Below are 23,576 nucleotides of genomic sequence, written 5' to 3' on the forward strand. Positions count from 1 at the left end.
TATGTCAGCTACGAAGTATTTTGCGACACGCTTATTTAGCGGGGAACAGTTTGTTCAAAATGTGACGTTTAGTGTTGAAGGTGGCGTGATCACAGCGTTTGAGCAAGGTCAAAGTGAAAATGCGATTGTACTTGAAGGCACCGTTGTTCCGGGCTTTATCGATGTACAAGTCAATGGCGGTGGTGGAGCATTTTTTAACGCCGAGCAAAGTGTAAATTGCGTTGATGCGATTGCAAAAGCGCATGGTCAATTTGGTACAACTGCATTATTACCAACCCTTATCACAGACAGTGTTGAAGTAATGGAACGAGCAGCTGATGCCACAGCTCAGGCAATTAAAGATAAAGTGCCGGGTATTGTGGGTGTGCATTTTGAAGGCCCGCATTTATCAATGCCGAAAAAGGGCACGCATAGCGAAAAGTTTATTCGCCCAATTACTGAAGCGGAATTTGCAGTATTTGAACGCCAAGATTTAGGCATCAAGGTAGTTACCTTAGCTCCAGAAAACGTATCTGCCAGCGACATTAAACGCCTCGTTGCAGCGGGTGTGAAAGTATCTATTGGTCACACTAATGCTGATTATCCAACGGTATTAGCCGCACTTGAAGCCGGTGCTGACGGTTTTACCCATTTATATAACGCGATGAGTGCGTTCACTTCACGCGAACCCGGTGTCGTTGGGGCAGCATTAACTGACACCAATGCATGGTGCGGCTTAATTGTTGACGGTCATCATGTTCACCCAGTATCTGCAAAATTTGCTATCGATAGCAAAACCCGTGGCAAAATTATGCTAGTAACAGATGCGATGCCACCTGTGGGTACCGACGATATGGAGTTTGACTTCTTTGATGGTCGTAAAGTGGTCCGCACTGGCGATAGATTAAATTCAACCACAGGTGAATTAGCAGGCAGTGTGTTAGACATGGCAGGTGCGGTGCGCAATACCATTAATACGCTTGATGTTAGTTATGCTGAAGCACTGAGAATGGCATCACTTTACCCAGCACAGTACCTAGGTTTAGGTAATCGAAAAGGGCGATTAGTGGTTGGCGCAGATGCTGACTTTGTGGTGATGGACAATGAATTTTATGCACGAGAAACCTATGTTGCTGGTGCAAAGCGATAATTGATTCCTGGGCAAAAACCCTGCTTTGAAGTAACAAGCGGGGCTTTTTTTTATCTAAAAGAAAGTAAAAAAACAGCGTGTATTTTTAGGGGAAGTACACACGTAATTAGACTTAAGTGATACCAACGGATTGTTTCACTCGGTATTATTGTACCAATTCGCTTAACGCGTTAATCACTTTAGCGAGCTAAATTTATTGCTTATTGCGTTCGAATTTATTTATGTAACATGTCTACATAAGAAAAATTCCGCTTACTTGGTATATTATTTTTAAGCGCTAGAGCTGAGAGCACACGCAACAGCATTGGTATTACAAGTATAAAAACGAGGTTGTCGTGAGCGATACAAATAAGAAAACGAAGAAACGATTAGCATCACTTGATGCACTGCGTGGCTTTGACATGTTTTGGATTTTAGGCGGTGAGAAAATTTTTGCCGCTTTGTTTGTTTTAACTGGCTGGGCTGGATGGAAAGTCGCAGAGGCGCAAACATTACATAGTCAGTGGCACGGTTTTACCTTTTACGATTTGATTTTCCCTTTATTTATCTTTTTATCTGGCGTTGCGATGGGTTTGTCACCTAAACGTATCGACCATTTACCTTTTGTTGACCGTAAACCTATTTATATAAAAGCGTTTAAGCGTTTATTATTGCTGTGCTTTTTTGGTGTACTTTACAACCATGGCTGGGGCACAGGGGTACCACTTAACCCAGAAGAAGTACGTTACGCAAGTGTACTTGGGCGTATTGCTGTCGCGTGGTTTGTCGCGGCGATGCTGGTATGGCATACCAGCTTTAGAACACAAATGTTTACCCTTGCTGGGATCTTGATTGGTTATTGGGTTTGGCTTTGTTTCATACCTGTTCCAGGTGGTGTTGCGGGTGATTTATCTGCGGGCGGTGCGGGTTCTTGGAACGCATGGTTCGACACAAACTTACTACCAGGCATTACTTATCAAAACAAGCCAATGGATCCAGAGGGTATTTTGTCGAGTATTCCTGCTATTGCTAACGCGTTATTTGGTGTTATTGCGGGCCGCTATATTAAACAAGCACAAGAGCGTGGCGGATGGAAAACTGCAGGTATTTTATTTGCTGCAGGTTTAGTTGCACTTGCTGTTGGTTGGCTGTGGGATATGGTATTTCCAGTTAATAAAGACCTATGGACGTCGTCATTTGTTATGGTAACGGTAGGTTGGAGCTTTATTTTACTGGCGGTGTTTTATGCTGTTGTTGATTTACTTAATCAACAACGTGCTGCATATCTATTCGTAATTATTGGCGCTAACTCAATTGTGATTTACCTCGCATCAAGCCTAGTGAACTGGGAATACATTTCACGCAGTGTATTTGGTGGGTTTATTGCTGCGGTACCGGCACCTTGGCAGCCTTTAATAGGCGTGTTTGCCTTACTTGGCGTGCAATTGTTAGTGCTGCATTGGCTATATAAACGCAAGATTTTAATCAGCGTTTAACGCTTACTATTTTAAAAAGCAGGCGGTGCCTGCTTTTTTATTTTCTTTATATTTTATAACGCTTTTTATTCACTTTTACTTTACAAATATGTAAATAGACGCAATAATGACAGCGTTGTCATAATGGTGAAACCTAATATCGTTGTATCCCGATTAGGTTTTGTGATCTATGGATTATCTATACTTGCACGGACAGATATCCATAGATCCCATTTTTATTTAACCCCTTACTAGAGCCTTTCCTATGCAAATAGTTATTTTAAAAGATGCAGCTGCAGTGGCCGAATACGGTGCTCAGATTTTTATCGATCAAATTAATAGAAAACAAGATTCTGTATTAGGATTAGCAACGGGTTCGACCCCTGTAGCGCTTTATCAAGAACTGATCAAAGCGAATCAAGCAAATAAAGTAAGCTTTAAGCAAGTAACAAGCTTCAACTTAGACGAATACTTAGGTTTAGACGGTGGCCACCCACAAAGCTACCGTTATTTTATGAACGAGCAGTTATTTAATCACGTTGATATCGACAAAAGTAACACGTTTGTTCCGCCGGGCGATGCACAAAACCCGATCACCGCGTGTAAAATGTACGAGAACAAGATCTCACAAAGCGGCGGTGTAGATGTTCAATTATTAGGTATTGGTCGTAACGGTCATATCGGTTTCAATGAGCCATCATCGAGCCTTGCATCGCGAACGCGTGTAAAAACGCTTACCAAAGAAACGGTAGAAGATAACGCCCGTTTTTTTGCAGAAGGTGAATTCCAGCCACACTTATCAATTACCATGGGTATTGGTACGATTTTAGAAGCGAAAAAAGTGGTATTGCTCGCAACTGGCGAAAATAAAGCTGATGCAGTGCGTGATATGTGCGAAGGTGCGGTTTCCGCTGTATGCCCAGCGTCTGCGCTACAATTCCATCAAGATGCAGTGATTGTTATTGACGAAGCAGCGGCAAGTAAACTTGTAAACGCTGAACTATACAAGCACATTGAAGGCGAAAATCAAAAGTTACAACAATATTTAGCTGAGCTAAAGCACTGATCATTTTGTAACATCATTTTTGTTTTAAAAAGCGCCATTGGCGCTTTTTTTATGTTTAAATGTAAGCATATTAAATTCAACAAATTAGCTATGCAAAATCTGCCTTTTAGTCAAATGCCACTGGCGCGTTGCTCGCGCGAACGCAGTAAACCTGAATTTATCACGCAACAACTTAATAGCGACAACGCCAAAGTACTGCTTTTTTATCAAGATATGATGTTATCGACTAGCCACCTTGATGATTTATTGTGGTTAAGTGTAAAGCAAGTCACAACAATTTTAGGGCGTGCGCCGCACCTCTTTTTAGGGCTTGAGAATAATACCCCGTACTTTGCTATCGAAATAACCCAGCAAGAATTAGCGCTTGATGAATTAAGTTGTTATCAAACATTGCCATTTCGCAGCCAACTCGCCAGTTTCCCAGCTGCTAGTGTAGCGATCGCAGGCTATGCAAAAACCTTATTACATTGGCACAAAACACACGTATTTTGTGGGCGCTGCGGCAGCCAAAATACCTCGTATGAAGGGGGATATTCCCGTCGCTGTGATAATAAAAAGTGTGGTCACATTACGTTTCCTCGTCATGATCCGGCGGTTATTATGATTGTTCGTAAAGTATTTGACGATGGTGTTGAGCGCTGCTTGCTTGGACGCCAAGCATCGTGGCCTGTAGGTAACTATTCAGCACTTGCCGGATTTGTGGATGCGGGTGAAACGCTCGAAGAAGCGGTTATTCGTGAAGTAAAAGAAGAGTCGGGCATTGATGTGTCTGAGGTCGAATACATCGCATCGCAACCTTGGCCGTTCCCAAGTTCAGTGATGATTGGCTTTATTGCAACGGCAAGCAGCACAACAATTGATATTGGTGAAGATGAACTGGAAGACGCTAAGTGGTTTAGCCGAGACGAATTAGCGCAATTTGGTGAGTGGGGCGATGACTCATCAAGTTTTAAAAAGCCGCGTTATAGCTCGATTAGTCGCTTCCTGTTAGAGCATTGGATTAACTCATAACAAATTAGATTTGATTAGACGTCTAAAAGTCTATTTAATGTTTGTAACAGAACCAAGAGTAGAATCGATTTATGAAAGCAAATACCCAAATTATTCACGCAGGTCGCAAGTCAAAATACACCCAAGGGGTGGTTAATCCGGTTGTACAACGCGCATCTACTATAGTTTTTGACTCAGTAGCGCAGATGAAAGAGAACACCGCCAAGCGTGGTGAGCAAGCGCTGTTTTATGGTCGCCGTGGTACACATACCCACTTTGCTTTACAAGACGCAATTACTGAACTTGAACAAGGTGCAGGTTGTGCCTTGTTTCCAAGTGGCGCGGCAGCGGTTAGCAACGCTATTTTGTCGTTTGTAAAAACGGGCGATCATATTTTGATGGTCGATACCGCGTATGAACCGACACGTGATTTTTGCGAAAAAATACTCGCAAATATGGGAGTTAGCACCACTTATTATGACCCACTTATTGGTGAAGGCATTGCTGACTTAATTCAAGACAACACGGTATTGCTTTTTTTAGAAGCGCCGGGCTCGATTACCATGGAAGTGCAAGACGTACCTTTACTCACTAAAATTGCGAAACAACATGATTTGCTGGTATTTATTGATAATACCTACGGTAATGGTTATTTTTTTAAGCCACTAACCCACGGTGTTGATGTGTCAATTCAAGCAGCGACTAAATACATTGTTGGTCACTCAGATGTGATGATGGGCGTAGCAATTGCAAACGAGGCATGTTGGGAGCAGTTACGTGAAAATGCCTACCTAATGGGGCAATGCACATCAGCAGATGATGCTTACCTTGCCATGCGAGGTTTACGTACACTGCCGGTACGCCTAAAGCAACACGAACAAGCAGCATTAGAAATTGCCAATTGGTTGGCTCAACATCCGTTAGTTGATCATGTACGTCACCCAATGCTCGACACATGCCCAGGCTCAGATGTGTTTAAACGTGATTTTAGCGGCAGCACAGGCCTTTTTAGTTTTGTATTAAAAGAGGGTAATCAAGCTGCGATTACTGCACTTTTAGATGGTATGCAACATTTTAAAATGGGTTATTCGTGGGGTGGTTTTGAAAGCTTAATTACCGTCACAACCAGTTTTAATCGCATTCGTACGGTAACAAACTACGATTTTTCAGGACCTTTGGTGCGCATTCATGTTGGACTTGAAGACGTAGATGATCTTAAACTGGACCTTGCCGAAGGACTTGAACGTTTTCAAGCACAATTAAAATAAATAAAGGATTTGTATGGGTTCAACTAGCTTTCATCGTGTTATTGCATTTGCGCAATTTGAATTTTCACGGTTTCTATTTTCAAAAAGAGGGCTAGTTGCCATTATTAGCTACCTTGCGATTTGGTCACTTATTTTGACCAACGTGGTAGCGAAAGGCGCTGCGTTTTTTAAAGACCCCCAGTTTGAACGCTTTATGGCGCAATTACTTGGCGAAGTGGGGCTTGAAAACTTATCTACGTGGGCGGTTCCTGAATTAATCGTATTTTGGTTAGTCGCAGTGCTGACCTTTCCATTTTTTGCCATGTTTTCCGCAGCCGATCAGTTATGCAGTGATAAAGCGCGCGGCACGATTCGATTTTTACTGTTGCGCGCAAAACGTGAAGATTTATTGCTTGGCCGCTTTCTTGGTCAAGTATTGGTAGTTGCCGCGTTTATAGGTATTGCCTTATTGGCAAGTATTATGTTGATTGTTTGGAATGATGCGGGTCAACTTTCAGGGTCACTGCATTTAAGCAGCCAAATATTGGTTGATTTAATGTTTGTTGTATTACCGATGATTGCCTTTATGCTGCTGTTAAATGTTTATTCAACATCATCTAAACAAGCCATTGTTCATTGTTTACTGTTGCTTACATTAGGCAGCATTATTATTGGCTTTTTGGCTGAGTATATTTGGCAGGGCTTTACATTTTTAGGTTACTTACTGCCTAACGCAAGCTTGTTTGACACCTTAGCGTTAAGCGCCAGCGTGTCTGAACAATATTTGCTGCCACTTGCACAAACGCTCATCTACGGTGCGCTGACGTTTACATTATTTAAGAAGCAAGGGGTGTAACCATGATTGAACTTAAAAATGTAAGCAAACACTTTGCTAGCAATCAGGTATTAACGAACGTTTCAATGACCATTGAAAGTGGCGAGCCGGTTGCGATTATTGGCCCTAATGGTGCGGGTAAAACCACGCTATTTAGTTTAATCTCGGGCTTTATTTCACCAAGTAGTGGTGAAGTACTGTTTGATGGCGACACAATTCCTCATGCAGCGCAGTTTGGTAAACTGGCGGTATTACCGCAAGATGCCCAGCTTGATCCGCGCTTTAGTATTAAAAAACAACTTGCTTTTTTTGCTAAATTACAAGGTTTTGCAAAAGCGCCTGCGCTAGTTGAGGTGACACGAGTGTTATCGCAAGTAGGGTTAATTGAACACAAAACAAAAAAGCCACAAGAATTATCACACGGTATGCGAAAACGCGCCTGTATTGCTCAAGCGCTGATAGGCAGCCCCTCATTTGTATTACTCGATGAAGCCACGGCAGGGCTCGACCCAATTCATGCCAAAGAGATAAGGGAATTAATTGCGGGTTTGAGCTCTGAGATTACGTTTATTTTGAGCTCACATGATTTGGCAGAGCTTGAGCGCCTGTGCCAGCGTGTATTTGTGTTTGAAGCCGGTAGTTTGAAACAATATTCAGGTGATATCGATACGCAAAACCATGCTTATTTGACCTTGCGATTAAAACAACATATTGATGATTTTGATAAAACAATTTCAGGGCTCAATGGGCTAACACAAATAAAAACAACGCAATCACGCGAGTACTTAATTGAATATGATGCCAGTGTTACTGACTTTGATATTCAATTGCTGCAACACTTGCATCAAAAGCAGGTTGCATACCAACAAATTTACAACGGAAAAACGCTTGAAAACCAGTTATTTGATTAAAGATTTTGATGCTATGGCGCTGCCTCAAGCGCCAAGCTATGAATATGCTTGCGCTATTTGCGATTTTACCAATGAAACACATTGGCAGCCGCTGATTGAGCAAATATGTGAAAATAATGATTTAGCGCTTAGCGTAGTAGAGCGCGTTAGCTCAGGCGAGAATCCCACATTTTTATTGCACAGTGCCAGTAATCAAGCCTTTTATATTAAATTTATTGCGCCAAATTGGCTATTTCAGTATCACCATGAAAAAGAAGCGCTCAATTTATGCGACGGGGCAACTCTACCGATTGCAACACCTAAATTGATTGCGCACGGTGAGCTCAATAACTGGGGTTACTTAATTACAAAAGGGCTTGAAGGGCAACTTCTGTCAGATATTTACAATGAACTAACAGACGATGAACAACAATCGATAGCCGGGCAATTAGGACGTTTTTGCCTACAAATGCACAGTATTCCCATGAAAAAAACAAGCGTACTGTACAAAGATTGGCAAAAATTTATTGATGAGCAATACCACAATAGCTACGCCAGAAGAAAACGCCAAGGCTTGCGTGCAGATTTTTTAGCGGATTTTATTCCCTATATCGCACATACGCCTTATACCGCACCAGACACCACTAATCTGTATTTAGTACACAGTGATTTGCATCCGGGTAATTTATTAGTTAAACGCGGTGATGACGGCATTTCACTTTGTGGTGTGATTGACTTTGGTGATGCGTTAGTGTGCAACGAGCCACTATTTGAAGTCACACAGTTGGCTTACTTGTAGCAAAAGGTAAAACTAAGGTTTTCCAGCAATTTTTAGAAAGCTACCTTTATCAAGTTGACGATAAACGAACGTTACTAAACAGTTTAATGACACTGACATTGTTACGCCACACGGGTAACTTAAATTATTTAATTGAATATGTACCCGGTGTAAAACAATGCAAAAATTGGCAAGATGCTGAACAGTATCTTTTTCCGATATAACAGCTAAGGAGACAACAATGGGACTTTTATCAGGCTTATTGGGTAATGCAAGTGAAGTAGACAGCGAGGAAGTTGAGCGTTTTATTGATTCAGCGCTGATTGACGGTGAGCAAGTTGAAAAGGCGTATAAAGTTATTCGCGACGTTTTAGTGTTTACCAATAAACGCCTAATTTTGGTTGATCGCCAAGGTGTACGCGGTAATAAAGCCGAAGTACTTTCAATTCCTTACAGCAAAATAACTAAATTTAGCAAAGAGTCAGCAGGCACATTTGATCTCGATGCTGAATTAAAAATCTGGTTAGGCTCTGAGCCAAATCCGCTAACAAAAGAGTTTAAGGCGGGAGACGACATCGATCAGGTTTACAAAATTTTAAGTCAATACACATTAGGATAGTGGCAAGTTTTATATGAAGAAATTTCTTTTATCAGGTTTATTAATGGCGGCGACAGGTGTAAATGCCGCGAGTTATCAGTCGTTTAACGAATTTAATTATGTTAATGCCGATAACTACGATGGTTTTGCGTTTAGTAGCCATTACTTTTTTAAACCGCAAGCAATGATTGGTGTGTTAGATGAGTTTGGCTATCTAAATACCGATACTAACCTGTACGGCTCAATTAATAACTTTTACGATGATAACTTCTACAATATTGGTGGCGAGTATTTTTTACCAAATAATGTATTTATCACCGCAGACGTTGCCAAACAGGGCGACTTTGATGCCTTTAGCGCTGGCGCAGGCTATCTGATTAACGATGATTTTAAAGTCAGTGCACGCTATAGCGATGCCGATGGTCAAGACGGCGAAGTATTTGCGCGTGCTGAATACAACCATCAAATCAACCGTATTGATTATCTTGCGTTTAGTTTTGATACTGAGGTAGACCTAGATAGCTGGGAGTTGGCGTCTCGCTATTTTATGGCGCTAAACAGTGCGCAGCATTTAGCCGTTGATGCGTCTGTTACTGAAACAGGAAATGACATAGTTACTCGTGTATTTGGTACTTATTATTTAAACCAAGCAATCTCTGCAGGCCTGGGTGTAAATGATGGCAAGTTTGAAGTAAAAGCGAAATATTATACCGATGCTAATTTTGCCTTTTCAATTGGCTATCAAGATATTGATGAAGCACTTGTTTTTGCAGTGTACGGCCAGTTTTAAACGTAATTAAACAATAAAAAAACCGCTGAATTTCAGCGGTTTTTTTGTTTAAGCTAAGTTATACCAATTCACTTAAATAGCTGATCATCCTAGCGGGCTAAATATCATGCTAACTGCGTTAAAATTTATCAATGTAGAACAACTACATAAGAAAAATTCCGCCTTGTTACCATTTCATTTATCCAGCGCTATCCCTGATCACATACTTAACAGAATTGGTATTAGATTACCAACCGCACTGGCGGCCTTTGTTTTGCTCGTCTAGGTATTTTTGTAATGGTGCAAAGTAATCAAGAATTGCTGTTGCATCCATTTCTGGTTTACCTGTTACGCTTGCAAGCGCTTCTTGCCATGGACGACTAGAGCCCATTTTCAGCATCGCATCTAAACGCTCACCGGCTTCTTTTGAGTTATAAACGCTACAGCGGTGAATTGACTCTTTGCTACCCGCGATTTCACAAAGTGCGCGGTGGAATTCGAATTGTAGAATATGCGCTAAGAAATAACGTGTATAAGGTGTGTTACCTGGTACATGGTATTTCGCGCCTGGATCGAAGTGTTCTTCAGTACGTGCTACTGGTGCTGCTACACCTTGGTACTTTTCACGCAGTTCCCACCACGCTTGGTTGTAGTTCTCTGGTGTTACTTCACCTGAGAATACTTTCCAGCGCCATTGGTCAACAAGTAGGCCAAATGGAATAAATGCAATTTTATCCATTGCCATTTTCATTAGAAGACCGATATCTTTTGATTCATCCGGTACTTCATCAAGTAAACCGATTTCTTTTAAGTAACCAGGTGTTACAGAAAGGGCGATAGTGTCACCAATTGCTTCGTGGAAGCCATCGTTAGCACTTTCTTGATAGTAAATTGGTTGCGTGTTGTAAGCGCGCTGGTAGAAGTTGTGGCCTAGTTCGTGGTGAATTACTGAGAATTCTTCACCAGTACGTTGGATACACATCTTAATACGTAAATCGTCTTTGCTATCTAAGTTCCAAGCTGATGCGTGACATTGCACGTCGCGATCTTGTGGTTTAGTAAATAGTGAACGCTCGTAAAATGTCTCAGGTAATGGTGCAAAGCCCATTGACGTAAAGAATTTCTCAGCACCACGCACCATTTTTAGTTCGTCGTAGTTGTGCTTAGCAAGCAATTCAGTTACATCATAACCTGGATCAGCATTCGCAGGTGCAACTACATCGTAGATATTGCCCCACGTTTGTGCCCACATGTTACCCAGTAAGTGTGCTGGAATTGGCTTATCTTGAGGTACTTTGTCTTCACCGTACTTTTCGCCTAGCTTTGCGCGAACGTGACAGTGTAGTGAATTATATAGCGGTTTAACTTGACCCCAAATACGGTCTAACTCTTTGGCAAAGTCATCGGCTGGCATATCGTATTTACTGCGCCACATAGCGCCAGTATCTGCGTAGCCAAGCTCGTTTGCGCCTTGGTTTGTTAACTCAACCTGTTGCTCGTAAAGAGGACGCATTGGTTTAGCAACTTCGCGCCAACCAGTCCAAATATCAAGTAGTTCGTCGTAATCACGGCTTGTTGCCATGGTTGCAGTCATATCGCCAAGGCTTAAGCACTTACCGTCTTCTTTACAGTATTTACCTTTACCGTAAAGACCGCCAAGTTCAGCAACGATTTTCGAAAGCTCAGCAGTTTTAGCTGGATCTTGTGGTGCAGGCAGGGTGAGTGCCAGCTTCAGTTTATCTAGTTTACGGCGGCTATCTTCGTCTAGGTCTAATTTATCGAACTTAGACGCTTCATTTGCTAAACGAACTACGGCAGCAGTCATCTTTTCGTTTGCTGCAGCAGATAGGCCTGATGTGTCGTGCGTAATAAAGTTTGCGTAAATCCACTCAGCACGGCTAACTTCGTTATAAAGCGCCATTAATTCTGTTTCAGTATTTGCTAAAAACGCTTTTGCGTCTTGTGCTGTTACTTGTTGTGCCGATTGTGTTTCTTGTTGTTTGCTAGTTGCATTACAGCCAGTAATCGCGACCGCTGATGCGACGAGTAATGCGGGTAGTGAGAGTTTAAATGATGTCATTATTGTTTCCCTTAAAGTAATGGCCTAAAGCCAACAACGCATATTAGCAAGTCGTGGTTTTTGGGTAAATGCCAGTTAGACTTTTTCAGGGATTAAGTCATACTTGGGTAAGCGTTAAATAAATTCAAGGGATAGTTTTTACAATGTTGATTTTTATAATAATTGTTTTTGTTATTGCCGCGATTTTTGGCATTCGTGCCAATCGCCTAAGATTTGTAACAAAACCTGTTTTTAACTATTTCAAAAAGGCTTTGCCGCCGCTGTCAGATACAGAGCGCCAAGCAATGGAAGCGGGGGATATTTGGTGGGATGGCGAACTGTTTTCCGGCAGACCAAATTGGCAAACATTTCGCGAGTACCCCAACCCAAAACTGAGCACAGAAGAGCAGAGTTTTATTGATAATCAAGTATCCACATTATTGGATATGTTGGACGATCATCAAATTGTGACCGAACGCGATTTACCTAAAGCGGTGTGGAAGTACTTAAAAGAAGAGGGCTTCTTTGCCTTAATCGTACCGAAAAGTCACGGTGGTCACGGTTTTTGCGCGTATGCTAATTCAACCATTGTCAGTAAAATTGCCTGTTCGAGTTTATCAGCCGCGGTTACGGTGATGGTGCCAAACAGTTTAGGTCCGGCAGAATTACTTGCTCATTATGGTACGAAAGAGCAACAAGATTTTTGGCTACCTAAATTGGCGAATGGCGATGAAGTCCCGTGTTTTGCTTTGACTGCCTTAGATGCAGGTTCTGACGCTGGGGCAATTCAAGACTATGGTGTGGTGTGTAAAAAACGCTATAAAAACAAAATGACAGTGGGCATCAAGCTTAATTGGCGTAAGCGTTATATCACACTCGCGCCGATTGCATCGGTTATTGGCTTAGCATTTAAATTATATGACCCAGATGGATTACTGGGTGAACAAGAAGATTTAGGCATTTGCTGTGCACTCATTCCAGCAAAAACAAAAGGAGTCTCAACAGGTAAACGTCACGACCCGATGGGCATGGCATTTATGAATGGCCCAACCGAAGGGGAAGATGTCTTTGTGCCACTTGATGCGCTAATTGGCGGTGAAGATTACATTGGTAAAGGCTGGCGCATGTTGGTTGAATGTTTGAGTGCGGGGCGAGGTATTTCGTTGCCTGCACTTGCGACTGCAACAGCTCACTTAACCACGCGCACAACCAGTGCGTATGCATTAATTCGTAAGCAATTTGGTTTGCCAATCGCACAGTTTGAAGGCGTAGGCGAAAGTTTAGCGCACATTGCTGCGATGAGTTACCTTACCGAATCGACACGACGTATGACAACAACGGCACTCGACCTTAATTTAAGCCCTGCGGTGATCACTGCCATTACTAAATACCACCTTACTGAAATTGGCCGAGATATCGTAAATCATGGTTTTGATATTCAAGCGGGTAAAGCGGTGCAAAATGGGCCAAGTAATAGTTTAGCGAGTGCCTACAAAGGCACGCCTGTATCTATTACGGTTGAAGGGGCAAATATTTTAACACGTTGTTTAATGATTTTTGGTCAAGGTGCGACGCGCTGTCATCCATTTATTTTGAAAGAAATGGAAGCGGTGGCAATGGATGACGAACAAAGTGGCTTACATCAATTTGATGAGTATCTTTGCAAACATATCGTACATACATTAGGTAATTTTGGCTTTAGCTTTTTCCATGGGTTAACCGCAAATTGGTTTGTGCCTAAAGCAAGCGCAGGACCTGTTGCACATTATTATCAAACGCTGACAAAACTCAGTGCGTCATTTGCATTTTGCGCCGATTACGCCATGTTACGTTTGGGCGGGGCATTGAAGCGTAAAGAAGCAACATCAGCACGTTTAGGTGATATTTTAAGTCAGCTTTATTTAGCCAGCAGCGTGTTAAAACGCTATGAAGACGACGGTAGGCAAGTCTCCGACTTACCTTTTGTTAATTACGCCATTGACCATTGTTTGTATGAAATAGGCCAAGCCTTTGATGTATTTTTTGCCAATATTTCATTTGGCGGTGTGATTCGTTTCGCGGTTTTCCCGTGGGGAAACCCGTATCACAAACCAAGTGATAAGACATTAAATCAAGTGGTTAATAGTTTAAGTAACAACGCAGTAATGCGAGAGCGATTATGCAACTTGTGTCATATCAAAGCAGGTAGTGATATTGATAATATGGAGCGCTTATTAGTGATTTTGTCTGAGCACAAAACCTTAATATCGCGTTTTGAAAAAGCCATTAAACATGCGCGTTTTGATATTAAGTTTGACAGATTGAATGCGATAAACACCTTGAGTGATGAGTTTAATCAAGAAGAATTAGCGCAACTCACTGAATATGAAACGCTGCGTCAAGCGGTAATAAAAGTAGATGAGTTTGAATCGTTTGATTAACTAAGGTTAAATTAAACCGCTCTTTGCAGTGCACAGATTGCGCTGAGCGGTTTAATAGGCAAAGTATTAGCGCGCGTAAGGGTCGTCGAGTACTTTTTCGATATACCAAGTGCCTTTTACTTTAACAAGTTTAATCTGGCGCATATCGGCGATACGGTTACCGTTATGTTTACCGTGTAAAATAACGTTTAACACGGCTGAGTCGCCAAAACGCTTACGAACACTGCGGCTGCCGTGGTCGATTTCAATTTCCACTTCGTCAAAACGCATATTTAGTACGTTGCGTGCAAATTGCTTTGTTGAGCCGTATGACTTTATAATGCGGCCATATTTTGGCACCGATGCATTGACTGCTTTATTGATGTCGTCTTCAAGCAATACTGCGTAGAAAAATTCAGATGCTTTATATTCAGGTGAGTCGTTATCTGCTTTTATTTCAGGTGCAGTTTCACCGCACGCAGCAAGCAATATAAACAAAGATGAAAGAAAAATGTTACGTAACATATGCCTAATTGTGGTTATTTTTATTTAGGCTAAGTGTGGAATGATTTTGATAGGATGTAAAGTGCGAAGCGGTGCTTCGCACTTTTAAAGCAGTAAATTACTGCACTAGCTCTTGATCTGTAAACTCTTCAGCAAACAGTGGGCTAGTTAGGTAACGCTCTGCAGAGCTTGGCAGAATAACAACGATTTTCTTATCTTTGTTTTCTGGCAGTTCAGCGATACGTTTTGCTGCAACAACCGCGGCACCAGAAGAAATACCCGCGAGAATACCTTCTTCTTTCATTAGGCGGTGCGCCATTGAGATTGCGTCATCGTTTGAAACTTGCTCAACACCGTCGATCATTTCAACATCTAAGTTACCTGGGATGAAACCTGCACCAATACCTTGGATTTTGTGAGGACCCGGCTTTAATTCTTCGCCTGCAATTTTTTGGCTGATCACAGGTGAATCAACTGGCTCAACTGCGATTGATTTAACGTCTAGGCCTTTTTCTAATTTTAAGAAACGGCTAGTACCTGTGATAGTACCACCTGTACCAACACCGGCTACGAAGAAATCTATATCGCCATTTGTTGCGTCGAAAATCTCAGGGCCCGTTGTTTCGAAGTGAATTTTAGGGTTTGCTGGGTTTTCGAATTGCTGTAGTAAAATGTACTTTTCAGGTTCGCTTTGCTGAATTTCTTGTGCTTTTTCAATCGCACCTTTCATGCCTTTAGCGCCTTCAGTTAATACTAGGTTTGCACCTAACGCTTTTAATAGCTTACGACGCTCAAGGCTCATTGTGTTTGGCATCGTTAGCGTTAGCTTATAACCACGTGATGCAGCAACAAACGCAAGTGCAATACCTGTGTTACCTGAAGTTGGTTCGATTAACTCTTTGTCTTTGGTTAATTCACCTGACTTTTCAGCTTCCCAAATCATTGATGCACCAATACGGCACTTAACGCTGAAGCTTGGGTTGCGCGCTTCAATTTTCGCGTATACGTTACCTGACGTTACACGGTTAAGTTTAACCAGTGGTGTATTACCAATGCTCAGTGAATTATCTTCAAAAATGTTACTCATTATGTGTATCCCTAAATGTTCGGATTCATTTACGCTAAGCATACTGACTAGTTGCAAAAACGAAAGGAAAGTTTGGCTATAATATATAGCCAAACTGCCTGAAATAGGCGTTTATGACTAAATTAGCAGTGTTATTGGTACAGAACGTGAAATTAGACGCAAAAAAACGAAATATCAGAAATAAAAAGGGAAGCCTTAGCTTCCCATAAACGTCTCTAACTTATAGCATCCAAGCGTATGACATTTTCATAAATACTGAACGGTCTGTCTTCTCTATTTTTGATAAGTCATCATCTTGATAACCGTTATCGGAATAGCCAGCAAAAAACACCGTTTGCGGATTCACTTTATAAGAGTAGAGCAGTTGAGTTGAAAACCCTTTGTAGTGCGCTGTTACATCATCGATGTAATTATTTGGATTGCGCTCAATATCACGATAAATTACGGCTAATCGTATAAAACTTCGATTGTTAAACTGATAACTTAATCGCGCATCGGTTAAGTTTGCAGTGAATAGATCAGCACCATCCACGTCCATCGCTTCATATGTATGACGCAAGCGCAATTCTATATGGCGGTTTAAGTTCATATTTAGTACAGGGCGAATACGGGTTTTATCGCCTAAACGATTGTTTGCTAAGTCGATATGATTACCTGTATTAGCGTAAAGTGAGGCAAACATGCCTGAGATTGGTTTAAATTCTAAATACACGCCAACGAGGTTTTCGTTAAACAACGTGGTGTTACCATCTATATCTAACCGCGCTTTATTATGGCGAAGACCGACGCGGTCGCGCTGGAGCAATTCAATTTTACCGTAGCTTTGCAATGGGCCGTTAAATGATAAGTCTGCTTGAACTTCTTTTTCCAGCAGTTCGCCATTGGCGTTATGGCTAATATCCCAGTCACTGTAAAATTCGATACGATTATACCAATTAACACCTTGCTCACCGTACCAACGATAACGACCACCGCTCACAAACTTATTAAAATCAACTTGGTTCATAAAACCTAAATCGCCGCGGAAATCTTCACCAAGGTTGTCGTAGCGTGCAAATAGACTCCAATACTTTTCGTTGTGCTCATAACTAAGCTTATAGGCAATATCATCAATTGCTTGCTCAGCACTGACACGTAAATATTGTTCGCTTATTTGGCAATCTTGCTCATTTTCACATTGAATGTGCGCTTGTTGTTTGCACGTTGAAAGATTATCGGCGTCGCAAATGCTGTCTCTAAATTCATCGGAATACTTTGTTCGCGACATCGCTAGTTGTGCGATAAAGGTATCGTTTTCAGTTAAACGGTATTTGCTATCAAGTGACGAAACATAATTGTAGTAGTCATCAGCGCTTCGTGCGGTTGTCGTTGCGGCTATAGAGAAGTCATTGGTAAAGTCATAGCGATAACGTGCCGCAAGATTGTTACTTTTACTTTCTAACGAGACAATAGTTGAGCCTAGGTTACCGGGAATAATCACATTGCTTTGGTTATCGTTAGCGATAAAGCTACCAAAGGTATGCGAACCAACGCTTCCCGTAAGTTTTACACCGGCGTCAGGTTCTGCCACATTGCGGGTATAAATAAGGTTCCAAGGTGTTGAAAAGTAATCGGTATTCTCTAAGAAAAAGGCACGTTTTTCTGGAAAAAACAAAGTGAAACTGTTGTTGATACCAAGCTGTGCAACATCGGCTTCGACTTGTGAAAAGTCAGGATTAATGGTTGCGGTAAGCGTAACTTCTGGCGTGATCCCCCATTTTAGGTCTAATCCCGGTTCTAAGGTGTTATCTGCTTGCCAATCTTCAATAGGTGCAACACTGACATCGCGGCTTTCACTGCGGCCAGCTACAATGGTTGGCACTAGCGTTAGGTTATTGCCTTGTTCGGCTTGTTCAAAACCTGACACGGTTTGCATTTGACAAACCCAACAGCTGTTAGCGTGGTCGATTTTTATTGATGAAATACGCAGGCGTTCATTTCGTGGTAAAAAGCGAACAAATTCCATCGCCATTTTTTTGCTGTTATTACCCTGTTCGAAATTTAATATGCGAAACGGAATTGAAATCTCAACAACATAACCCGTTTCTGTTAATTGCCCCGAGCTGTGCCAAATACCATCCCACGCATCGCTTTCTTGGCCTGTTAGCACGTTTTCAATGGAGTCCATTTGCACGCCAAGCGGATTAATAAAAAACTGATACGCCAGCTTTTCGTTATTGTATGAGTCAATTTTCAAACCCACTAAGTCATCGCTCCAGTTTTTATCACGGTCGCGATAAAACGCACGAATTGCATTTGGGTTTGAATCACTTACCACATAAGCAACATTGAGTGATTCACCATCTTCATAAACAAGTGCGTAGGCTTGCTCCTTGGCTGGCATATTTTCATAGGGCCAAGTGATATTGTTGATTTCGATGCGTTTTGCTTGCTGCCACACACTTTCATTTATATTGCCATCAATAACGACTGAATCTGATAAAAATGGGATTTCAAGTGTGGTGTCGGTTTTTGCTATTGCAGAGGTAGAGAGTAGAGCAGCACATAGTGCTAGCGGGTATTTCATTTTAATTGCACGAGTTTTTATTGTTTCCCGGTATTTTAGAGTGTTGCGGTTTTTCGAGCAATTTAGATAAGGTTAAGCAACAAAAAATAACGATAAAGTAACCACTTTATCGTTATTTTTACAAGGTAGGTAGTTTTTAGCGCGCCACTAACATCATTACTCCAGGTACAACGAAAAAGGCACCTAGCACATAACCTAACGCTAAAGACTTATTATTTGAGCCTACTTCAGCCAGCTTACTTGCAGCACGAAGCGGTAATTCACGTAGGAATGGTGTGCCGTAAATAAGCGCAACAGCAAATACGTTAAACATTACATGAACAAGGGCGATTGTTAATGCCACTTCCGCCGCTGCGCCTGTAATTGATGTTGCAGCAAGTAGCGCAGTAATGGTGGTACCAATGTTTGCACCTAGCGTAAATGGGTAAATTTGTTTAGTCGAGAACACACCACTACCCGCAAGCGGGATCATTAAGCTTGTTGTTGTTGACGATGATTGCACCATAACCGTAACCACAGCACCCGATGTAATACCTGCAACAGGGCCTTTACCAATCGCGCGGTGTAGCATTTCTTTGGCTGTGCCAACAAGCGCTTTTTGCAATAGTTTACCAAGTGTTGTTACTGCAAATAGAATCAGTGCAATACCCACAATTACCATAGCAATACCAAGGGTTTTGCCATCGAAAAATGCAAGGCCATCTTTAATTACGCCTACTGCAGGCTTAACAAGTGGTTTGATAAAGTTATAGCTCTTAAGTGATAGGTCAGCGTCGCCCACAAATAAATGCGCAAGGCTTTGAGATAGTTTTTGTAAAATGCCGAACGCTAATTCAAGCGGTAGGAAAATCGCAACAGCAATTAAATTAAAGAAATCGTGTACTGTTGACGCTTCAAATGCGCGTTTAAATTCTTCTTTTGAACGAATATGACCAATTGATACTAAGGTGTTTGTAATAGTTGTACCAATGTTTGCACCCATGATCATTGGAATTGCAATATGAATAGGTAATCCGCCAGCCACTAAGCCAACAATAACCGAGGTAACGGTTGAAGATGATTGTACTAACGCAGTTGCGAGTGCACCAAGCAATAATGCAACAAATGGGTTGGTTGCGAATGCAAAAATTTCTTTCGCACCTTCACTGCCACCTGAAGCTAGTTTAAAACCGCCACTTACGGTGCTAACGGCAACTAAAACCAAATAAACTAAAAATGCGATAGCAGCCCAGTTTAATAACTTGGCCGTAACACTTTGTTGGCCGTTTATTGGATTTGACGTATTTTGACTCATTTCATTTCTCTTGTTTTCGACGACCTCGTTGGTCGTGTTATGTGACATTTACATGTCATTTTTGTGACGACGCGGATTAAAACAAAGAAATATGAAAGAAATATTACAGTGAGTGTAATATTTCAACGTTAACAACAATCGATGTGTTGTTATCGTCATTAAATTGCTGTTAGAACGTTAAAATTTCGTAATGTAATAGATTGTAAATGATGAAGTTTTTATAAATCGGTGAGTTAGTGAACAATCGGTCAAAATAGCCATGGAAATCCAATTTAAGTTGTTCGACTTTGATAACTAATGTGCTATGGTTAGGCCTCTTAAATCTGTCTTACATTGATAACCGTGAGGTAACTCCTTGATTAACGTATTGTTAGTTGATGACCATGAACTCGTTCGCACAGGTATAAAGCGTATACTTGATGACGTACGTGGCTTTAAAGTGGTTGGTGAAGCGAAAACTGGCGAAGAGGCGGTTCAGTTTTGCCGTCAAAATAACCCAGATATCGTACTCATGGATATGAATATGCCAGGTATTGGTGGGTTAGAAGCAACTAAAAAAATCTGTCGATTCTGCCCAGATGTAAAGGTCATTGTATTGACCATGCAATGTGAAGACCCATTCCCGAGCAAAGTAATGCAAATTGGTGCACACGGTTACCTGACCAAAAGTGCAGGTCCTGAAGAAGTGGTTAATGCTATTCGTGCAGTGAAAACAGGGCAACGTTATATTGCGCCAGAAATTGCGCAGCAGATCGCACTAGCGCAGTTTAGCGGACGCAATGATGAAAACCCGTTTGCAAGCCTATCAGACCGCGAATTACAGATTATGCTGATGATCACTAAAGGTGAGAAAGTACAAACTATTGCAGATCAGCTAAACTTAAGCTCAAAAACGGTCAATTCATACCGTTACCGTATGTTTGAAAAGCTTAATGTGGGTGGCGATGTAGAATTAACACACCTTGCTATCCGCCATAAAATGATTGAGATTGACGCCGAATAACACGATGTCGGCGTTTAACGCAAAAGCCTTTCTAAAAACCGTATCAAATGAACCCGGCGTTTATCGAATGTTAGACGTCAAAGGGCAAGTTATATACGTTGGTAAAGCAAAAAATTTAAAAAAGCGTCTTTCAAGCTATTTTCGCGACAACATTCCCGAAAACAAAACCCGAGCGTTAGTGGCGAATATTTGCGGTGTTGAAGTTACACTGACGAATACCGAAACCGAAGCGCTACTGCTTGAAAATAATTTAATAAAAAAATACATGCCGCGTTACAACATCTTGTTGCGCGACGACAAATCCTATCCTTATATTTTAGTAACTAACCATACGCATCCGCGTTTAGCATTTCACCGTGGCGCTAGAAAAATTAAAGGCGAGTATTTTGGCCCTTATCCAAGTGCCGGAGCCGTGTCTGAAAGTTTGCGTCTAATGCAAAAAATTTTCCCAGTGCGCCAATGTGAAGATGCGTACTACCGCGCACGCAGTCGCCCGTGTTTACAATATCAGTTAAAGCGTTGTTCAGCGCCATGCGTAGGTAAAATTTCCGATACGGATTACCAACAAGAAGTAGATATGGTGAAAAAGTTTCTGGCGGGACGCTCGTCAGAAGTAATCGCAACATTGGTTGAAAAAATGGAAGCGGCGAGTATGTCGCTCGAATTTGAAAAGGCAGCGCAATTGCGTGACCAAATTTTATTGCTGCGTAAAATGCAAGAGCAACAAGCGGTATCGGGCAATGTTGCAGAGCTCGATGTAATTGGTTTCTCGGCTAAAAATGGCTTGGTGGCGGTACATGTGTTGATGATCCGCGACCATAAGATTTTGGGTTCTAAAACGTATTTTCCAAAAACGCCAAAAGACAGTAGCAATGAAGAAGTCTTAGAATCGTTTTGTGCACAATATTATGTGCAATTATCCAATACCGGACGAATTCCAAAACAATTAGTTGTACCGTTTGCATTTGCTGGCAGTGATACGTTAGCAGAAGGGTTATCGGCTATTTGCAGTAAGAAAATTGCATTTGTATTAGCGCTGCGTGGTGAAAAGGCTGACTATTTGGCACTTGCTAATAAAAATGCAGCAAATGCCTTAGAAGTAAAACAAAGTGCAAAAGACTCCATTGCGAAACGTTATGTTGAATTAAAAGAAGCGCTAAGTCTAGAAACCATTAATCGTATGGAGTGTTTTGATATTAGTCATACCATGGGCGAAAACACAGTTGCGTCGTGTGTGGTATTTGACGATCAAGGTCCAGCCAATAAAGAATATCGCCGCTTTAATGTTGAAGGCATTACACCAGGTGATGATTATGCCGCCATGGCATTTGCACTTAGAAAGCGTTACAACAAACTGACTGACGAAAGTAAAATCCCCGACATTATTTTTATTGACGGTGGTAAAGGACAGTTATCACAAGCTGAACATTATTTTGCTGATTGGCCACACAACAAATTACCGCTATTAATAGGTGTTGCCAAAGGCACATCACGAAAACCGGGTTTAGAGACGCTATTAATTGATGGCGGCAGGCGCACGGTGAATTTATCATCGGATGCGCCAGCGTTACATTTAATTCAACATATTCGTGACGAAAGTCACCGCTTTGCTATTGCAGGGCACCGTAATAAACGTCAAAAGCAGCGCAATACATCTGTGCTTGAAGAGATTTCAGGGGTTGGCGCGAAAAAACGTCAAGCCGTATTAAAATATTTAGGTGGCATTCAAGGGGTAAAAAGCGCTACTATTTCTGAATTGGAGCGAGTGCCGGGCATTAGTCGTAGCATCGCAGAACGAATCTATCATCATCTAAATGATGACAAATAAATAAAATACCAATATGTGGAACATTCCAAATACACTTACAGCTTTTCGCCTGATCTTAATTCCGATTTTTATTGTTTTCTTTTTTATTCCAGCTAAGTGGTCTTTTTTCTGGGCCGCATTTATTTTTTGGCTTGCCTCAGTCACCGATATGTTAGATGGCTATTTAGCAAGAAAACTTGAACAATCAACACCATTTGGTGCGTTCCTTGACCCTGTTGCTGACAAAGTAATGGTGTCAGTTGCGCTTATTGCATTAACCCAACATTACCAATCACTCTATATTACGATTCCGACCATTATTATTATTGGTCGAGAAATTATCGTATCGGCATTGCGTGAATGGATGGCGGAAGTGGGTGAGCGCGCCAATGTGGCGGTATCGCAATTAGGTAAAATTAAAACCGCAGCACAAATGTTGGCGATTATTGGTTTGATTTGGCAGTACGATAGCCAAATGATCACCTTATCATTTGTATTATTTTATATTGCGACTATCTTAACCTTTATTTCGATGGTGCAATATTTGGTTGCTGGCTGGGGCGCGTTGTCTCAATCAAACAATTAAATTGGTGTTTGTGCATTGAAATAAGTGCATAAACGAGTGTTTTTAAATCATTTTAGATAAAAAATAATCAAACAACTTATTTCCGACATTTTTATGTTGACGCGTTTAATAATCTATGTAGAATGCGTCGGTGTTGAGAGGGGAGTGGTTAACTAACTACCCAATTGGAAGTGCGAGTATAGCTAAGCTGCTCGAAGCAAGAATGCGACAAGGTCGTGTTAGTGCTAAGTTAAAAAACGGTTTATGGAACGCGAGTATAGCTCAGCTGGTAGAGCGCGACCTTGCCAAGGTCGAGGTCACGAGTTCGAACCTCGTTACTCGCTCCAACTTCTTAAAGAAGTCGGCGGAATGGCAGAGTGGCCATGCAGCGGATTGCAAATCCGTCTACCTCGGTTCGACTCCGGGTTCCGCCTCCATTTTCAACACTCCACATGCGAAAGCAGCCCGATGCCCGGGTGGTGGAATTGGTAGACACAAGGGATTTAAAATCCCTCGTCAGTAATGACGTGCCGGTT

General features: G+C 41.6%; 19 protein-coding genes and 2 tRNA genes. 16 read left to right on the forward strand and 5 right to left on the reverse strand.

Annotation, left to right across the window (positions count from 1 at the left end; genetic code table 11):
* Position 1 precedes the first annotated feature (1 nt).
* The 10 genes from nagA (at position 2) to C2M30_RS07940 (ending at position 9,777) form a co-directional block, all read left to right on the forward strand.
* Positions 2-1,129: an N-acetylglucosamine-6-phosphate deacetylase gene (gene nagA / locus C2M30_RS07895; protein WP_105171262.1), complete on the forward strand. Its 1,128-nt coding sequence runs from the start codon at positions 2-4 to the stop codon at positions 1,127-1,129.
* Positions 1,130-1,464: 335 nt separating this feature from the next.
* Positions 1,465-2,604 carry a transmembrane glucosamine N-acetyltransferase NagX gene (gene nagX, locus C2M30_RS07900; protein WP_105171263.1) on the forward strand — a complete coding sequence of 380 codons (1,140 nt, stop codon included), beginning with the start codon at positions 1,465-1,467 and terminating at the stop codon, positions 2,602-2,604.
* Positions 2,605-2,848: 244 nt separating this feature from the next.
* Positions 2,849-3,649: a glucosamine-6-phosphate deaminase gene (gene nagB / locus C2M30_RS07905; RefSeq protein WP_105171264.1), complete on the forward strand. Its 801-nt coding sequence runs from the start codon at positions 2,849-2,851 to the stop codon at positions 3,647-3,649.
* Between the two features lie 90 nt (positions 3,650-3,739).
* Positions 3,740-4,660 carry an NAD(+) diphosphatase gene (gene nudC, locus C2M30_RS07910; protein ID WP_105171647.1) on the forward strand — a complete coding sequence of 307 codons (921 nt, stop codon included), beginning with the start codon at positions 3,740-3,742 and terminating at the stop codon, positions 4,658-4,660.
* Between the two features lie 71 nt (positions 4,661-4,731).
* Positions 4,732-5,907, forward strand: coding sequence for a cystathionine beta-lyase (locus tag C2M30_RS07915; protein WP_105171265.1), 1,176 nt, complete (start codon positions 4,732-4,734; stop codon positions 5,905-5,907).
* A 13-nt stretch (positions 5,908-5,920) separates the two neighbouring features.
* Positions 5,921-6,742, forward strand: a complete 822-nt coding sequence (locus C2M30_RS07920) for an ABC transporter permease subunit (RefSeq protein WP_105171266.1) — start codon at positions 5,921-5,923, stop codon at positions 6,740-6,742.
* A gap of 2 nt (positions 6,743-6,744) precedes the next feature.
* Positions 6,745-7,632, forward strand: coding sequence for an ABC transporter ATP-binding protein (locus tag C2M30_RS07925; protein WP_105171267.1), 888 nt, complete (start codon positions 6,745-6,747; stop codon positions 7,630-7,632).
* On the forward strand, positions 7,610-8,410 hold the full coding sequence (locus C2M30_RS07930) for an aminoglycoside phosphotransferase family protein (protein WP_158683351.1): 801 nt from the start codon (positions 7,610-7,612) through the stop codon (positions 8,408-8,410). Before C2M30_RS07925 ends, C2M30_RS07930 begins: the two co-directional genes overlap by 23 nt.
* 220 nt (positions 8,411-8,630) lie before the next feature.
* Positions 8,631-9,008 (forward strand): PH domain-containing protein, encoded by a 378-nt coding sequence (locus tag C2M30_RS07935; RefSeq protein ID WP_010559920.1) that lies wholly within the window; start codon positions 8,631-8,633, stop codon positions 9,006-9,008.
* A 13-nt stretch (positions 9,009-9,021) separates the two neighbouring features.
* Positions 9,022-9,777 (forward strand): putative porin, encoded by a 756-nt coding sequence (locus C2M30_RS07940; protein WP_105171269.1) that lies wholly within the window; start codon positions 9,022-9,024, stop codon positions 9,775-9,777.
* Positions 9,778-10,003: 226 nt separating this feature from the next.
* On the opposite strand, the gene C2M30_RS07945 is transcribed toward C2M30_RS07940, so the two are convergent.
* The gene (locus tag C2M30_RS07945; RefSeq protein ID WP_198521085.1) at positions 10,004-11,836 is read right to left on the reverse strand and encodes a M2 family metallopeptidase; all 1,833 of its coding nucleotides are present in this window, start codon (positions 11,834-11,836) and stop codon (positions 10,004-10,006) included.
* A gap of 143 nt (positions 11,837-11,979) precedes the next feature.
* Between C2M30_RS07945 and C2M30_RS07950 the strand changes: the two genes are divergently transcribed.
* Positions 11,980-14,235, forward strand: a complete 2,256-nt coding sequence (locus tag C2M30_RS07950; RefSeq protein ID WP_105171270.1) for an acyl-CoA dehydrogenase — start codon at positions 11,980-11,982, stop codon at positions 14,233-14,235.
* Positions 14,236-14,301: 66 nt separating this feature from the next.
* Here the strand turns inward: C2M30_RS07950 and C2M30_RS07955 are convergent, their stop codons facing one another.
* From C2M30_RS07955 to C2M30_RS07970, 4 genes are all read right to left on the reverse strand, one after another.
* Complete coding sequence (locus C2M30_RS07955) at positions 14,302-14,739, reverse strand: hypothetical protein (RefSeq protein WP_105171271.1); 438 nt, start codon at positions 14,737-14,739, stop codon at positions 14,302-14,304.
* 97 nt (positions 14,740-14,836) lie between these two features.
* The gene (cysK, locus tag C2M30_RS07960; protein WP_010559925.1) at positions 14,837-15,805 is read right to left on the reverse strand and encodes a cysteine synthase A; all 969 of its coding nucleotides are present in this window, start codon (positions 15,803-15,805) and stop codon (positions 14,837-14,839) included.
* Between the two features lie 220 nt (positions 15,806-16,025).
* Entirely contained in the window at positions 16,026-18,371 is a 2,346-nt protein-coding gene (locus C2M30_RS07965; protein ID WP_105171272.1) for a carbohydrate binding family 9 domain-containing protein, read from the reverse strand.
* Positions 18,372-18,507: 136 nt separating this feature from the next.
* Positions 18,508-19,665: a Na/Pi symporter gene (locus C2M30_RS07970; protein ID WP_100913499.1), complete on the reverse strand. Its 1,158-nt coding sequence runs from the start codon at positions 19,663-19,665 to the stop codon at positions 18,508-18,510.
* Positions 19,666-20,020: 355 nt separating this feature from the next.
* On the opposite strand from C2M30_RS07970, the gene uvrY reads away from it, so the two are divergent.
* The 5 genes from uvrY (at position 20,021) to C2M30_RS07995 (ending at position 23,477) form a co-directional block, all read left to right on the forward strand.
* Positions 20,021-20,668 (forward strand): UvrY/SirA/GacA family response regulator transcription factor, encoded by a 648-nt coding sequence (uvrY, locus tag C2M30_RS07975; protein ID WP_010559928.1) that lies wholly within the window; start codon positions 20,021-20,023, stop codon positions 20,666-20,668.
* Positions 20,669-20,672: 4 nt separating this feature from the next.
* On the forward strand, positions 20,673-22,496 hold the full coding sequence (gene uvrC / locus C2M30_RS07980; RefSeq protein ID WP_105171273.1) for an excinuclease ABC subunit UvrC: 1,824 nt from the start codon (positions 20,673-20,675) through the stop codon (positions 22,494-22,496).
* Between the two features lie 13 nt (positions 22,497-22,509).
* Complete coding sequence (gene pgsA, locus C2M30_RS07985; protein WP_010559930.1) at positions 22,510-23,061, forward strand: CDP-diacylglycerol--glycerol-3-phosphate 3-phosphatidyltransferase; 552 nt, start codon at positions 22,510-22,512, stop codon at positions 23,059-23,061.
* 250 nt (positions 23,062-23,311) lie between these two features.
* Positions 23,312-23,387, forward strand: a tRNA-Gly gene (locus C2M30_RS07990).
* A 16-nt stretch (positions 23,388-23,403) separates the two neighbouring features.
* Positions 23,404-23,477 (forward strand) — tRNA-Cys (locus C2M30_RS07995).
* Positions 23,478-23,576: the final 99 nt, after the last annotated feature.

This window comes from Pseudoalteromonas sp. T1lg24 (assembly GCF_002964745.1).
GTDB lineage: Bacteria > Pseudomonadota > Gammaproteobacteria > Enterobacterales > Alteromonadaceae > Pseudoalteromonas > Pseudoalteromonas spongiae.

Coding starts and splice junctions, on each gene's coding strand:
- nagA (WP_105171262.1), top strand. CDS start 2: ATGTCAGCTACGAAGTATTTTGCGACACGCTTATTTAGCGGGGAACAG.
- nagB (WP_105171264.1), top strand. CDS start 2,849: ATGCAAATAGTTATTTTAAAAGATGCAGCTGCAGTGGCCGAATACGGT.
- nudC (WP_105171647.1), top strand. CDS start 3,740: ATGCAAAATCTGCCTTTTAGTCAAATGCCACTGGCGCGTTGCTCGCGC.
- C2M30_RS07915 (WP_105171265.1), top strand. CDS start 4,732: ATGAAAGCAAATACCCAAATTATTCACGCAGGTCGCAAGTCAAAATAC.
- C2M30_RS07920 (WP_105171266.1), top strand. CDS start 5,921: ATGGGTTCAACTAGCTTTCATCGTGTTATTGCATTTGCGCAATTTGAA.
- C2M30_RS07925 (WP_105171267.1), top strand. CDS start 6,745: ATGATTGAACTTAAAAATGTAAGCAAACACTTTGCTAGCAATCAGGTA.
- C2M30_RS07935 (WP_010559920.1), top strand. CDS start 8,631: ATGGGACTTTTATCAGGCTTATTGGGTAATGCAAGTGAAGTAGACAGC.
- C2M30_RS07940 (WP_105171269.1), top strand. CDS start 9,022: ATGAAGAAATTTCTTTTATCAGGTTTATTAATGGCGGCGACAGGTGTA.
- C2M30_RS07945 (WP_198521085.1), bottom strand. CDS start 11,836: ATGACATCATTTAAACTCTCACTACCCGCATTACTCGTCGCATCAGCG.
- C2M30_RS07950 (WP_105171270.1), top strand. CDS start 11,980: ATGTTGATTTTTATAATAATTGTTTTTGTTATTGCCGCGATTTTTGGC.
- C2M30_RS07955 (WP_105171271.1), bottom strand. CDS start 14,739: ATGTTACGTAACATTTTTCTTTCATCTTTGTTTATATTGCTTGCTGCG.
- cysK (WP_010559925.1), bottom strand. CDS start 15,805: ATGAGTAACATTTTTGAAGATAATTCACTGAGCATTGGTAATACACCA.
- C2M30_RS07965 (WP_105171272.1), bottom strand. CDS start 18,371: ATGAAATACCCGCTAGCACTATGTGCTGCTCTACTCTCTACCTCTGCA.
- C2M30_RS07970 (WP_100913499.1), bottom strand. CDS start 19,665: ATGAGTCAAAATACGTCAAATCCAATAAACGGCCAACAAAGTGTTACG.
- uvrC (WP_105171273.1), top strand. CDS start 20,673: ATGTCGGCGTTTAACGCAAAAGCCTTTCTAAAAACCGTATCAAATGAA.
- pgsA (WP_010559930.1), top strand. CDS start 22,510: ATGTGGAACATTCCAAATACACTTACAGCTTTTCGCCTGATCTTAATT.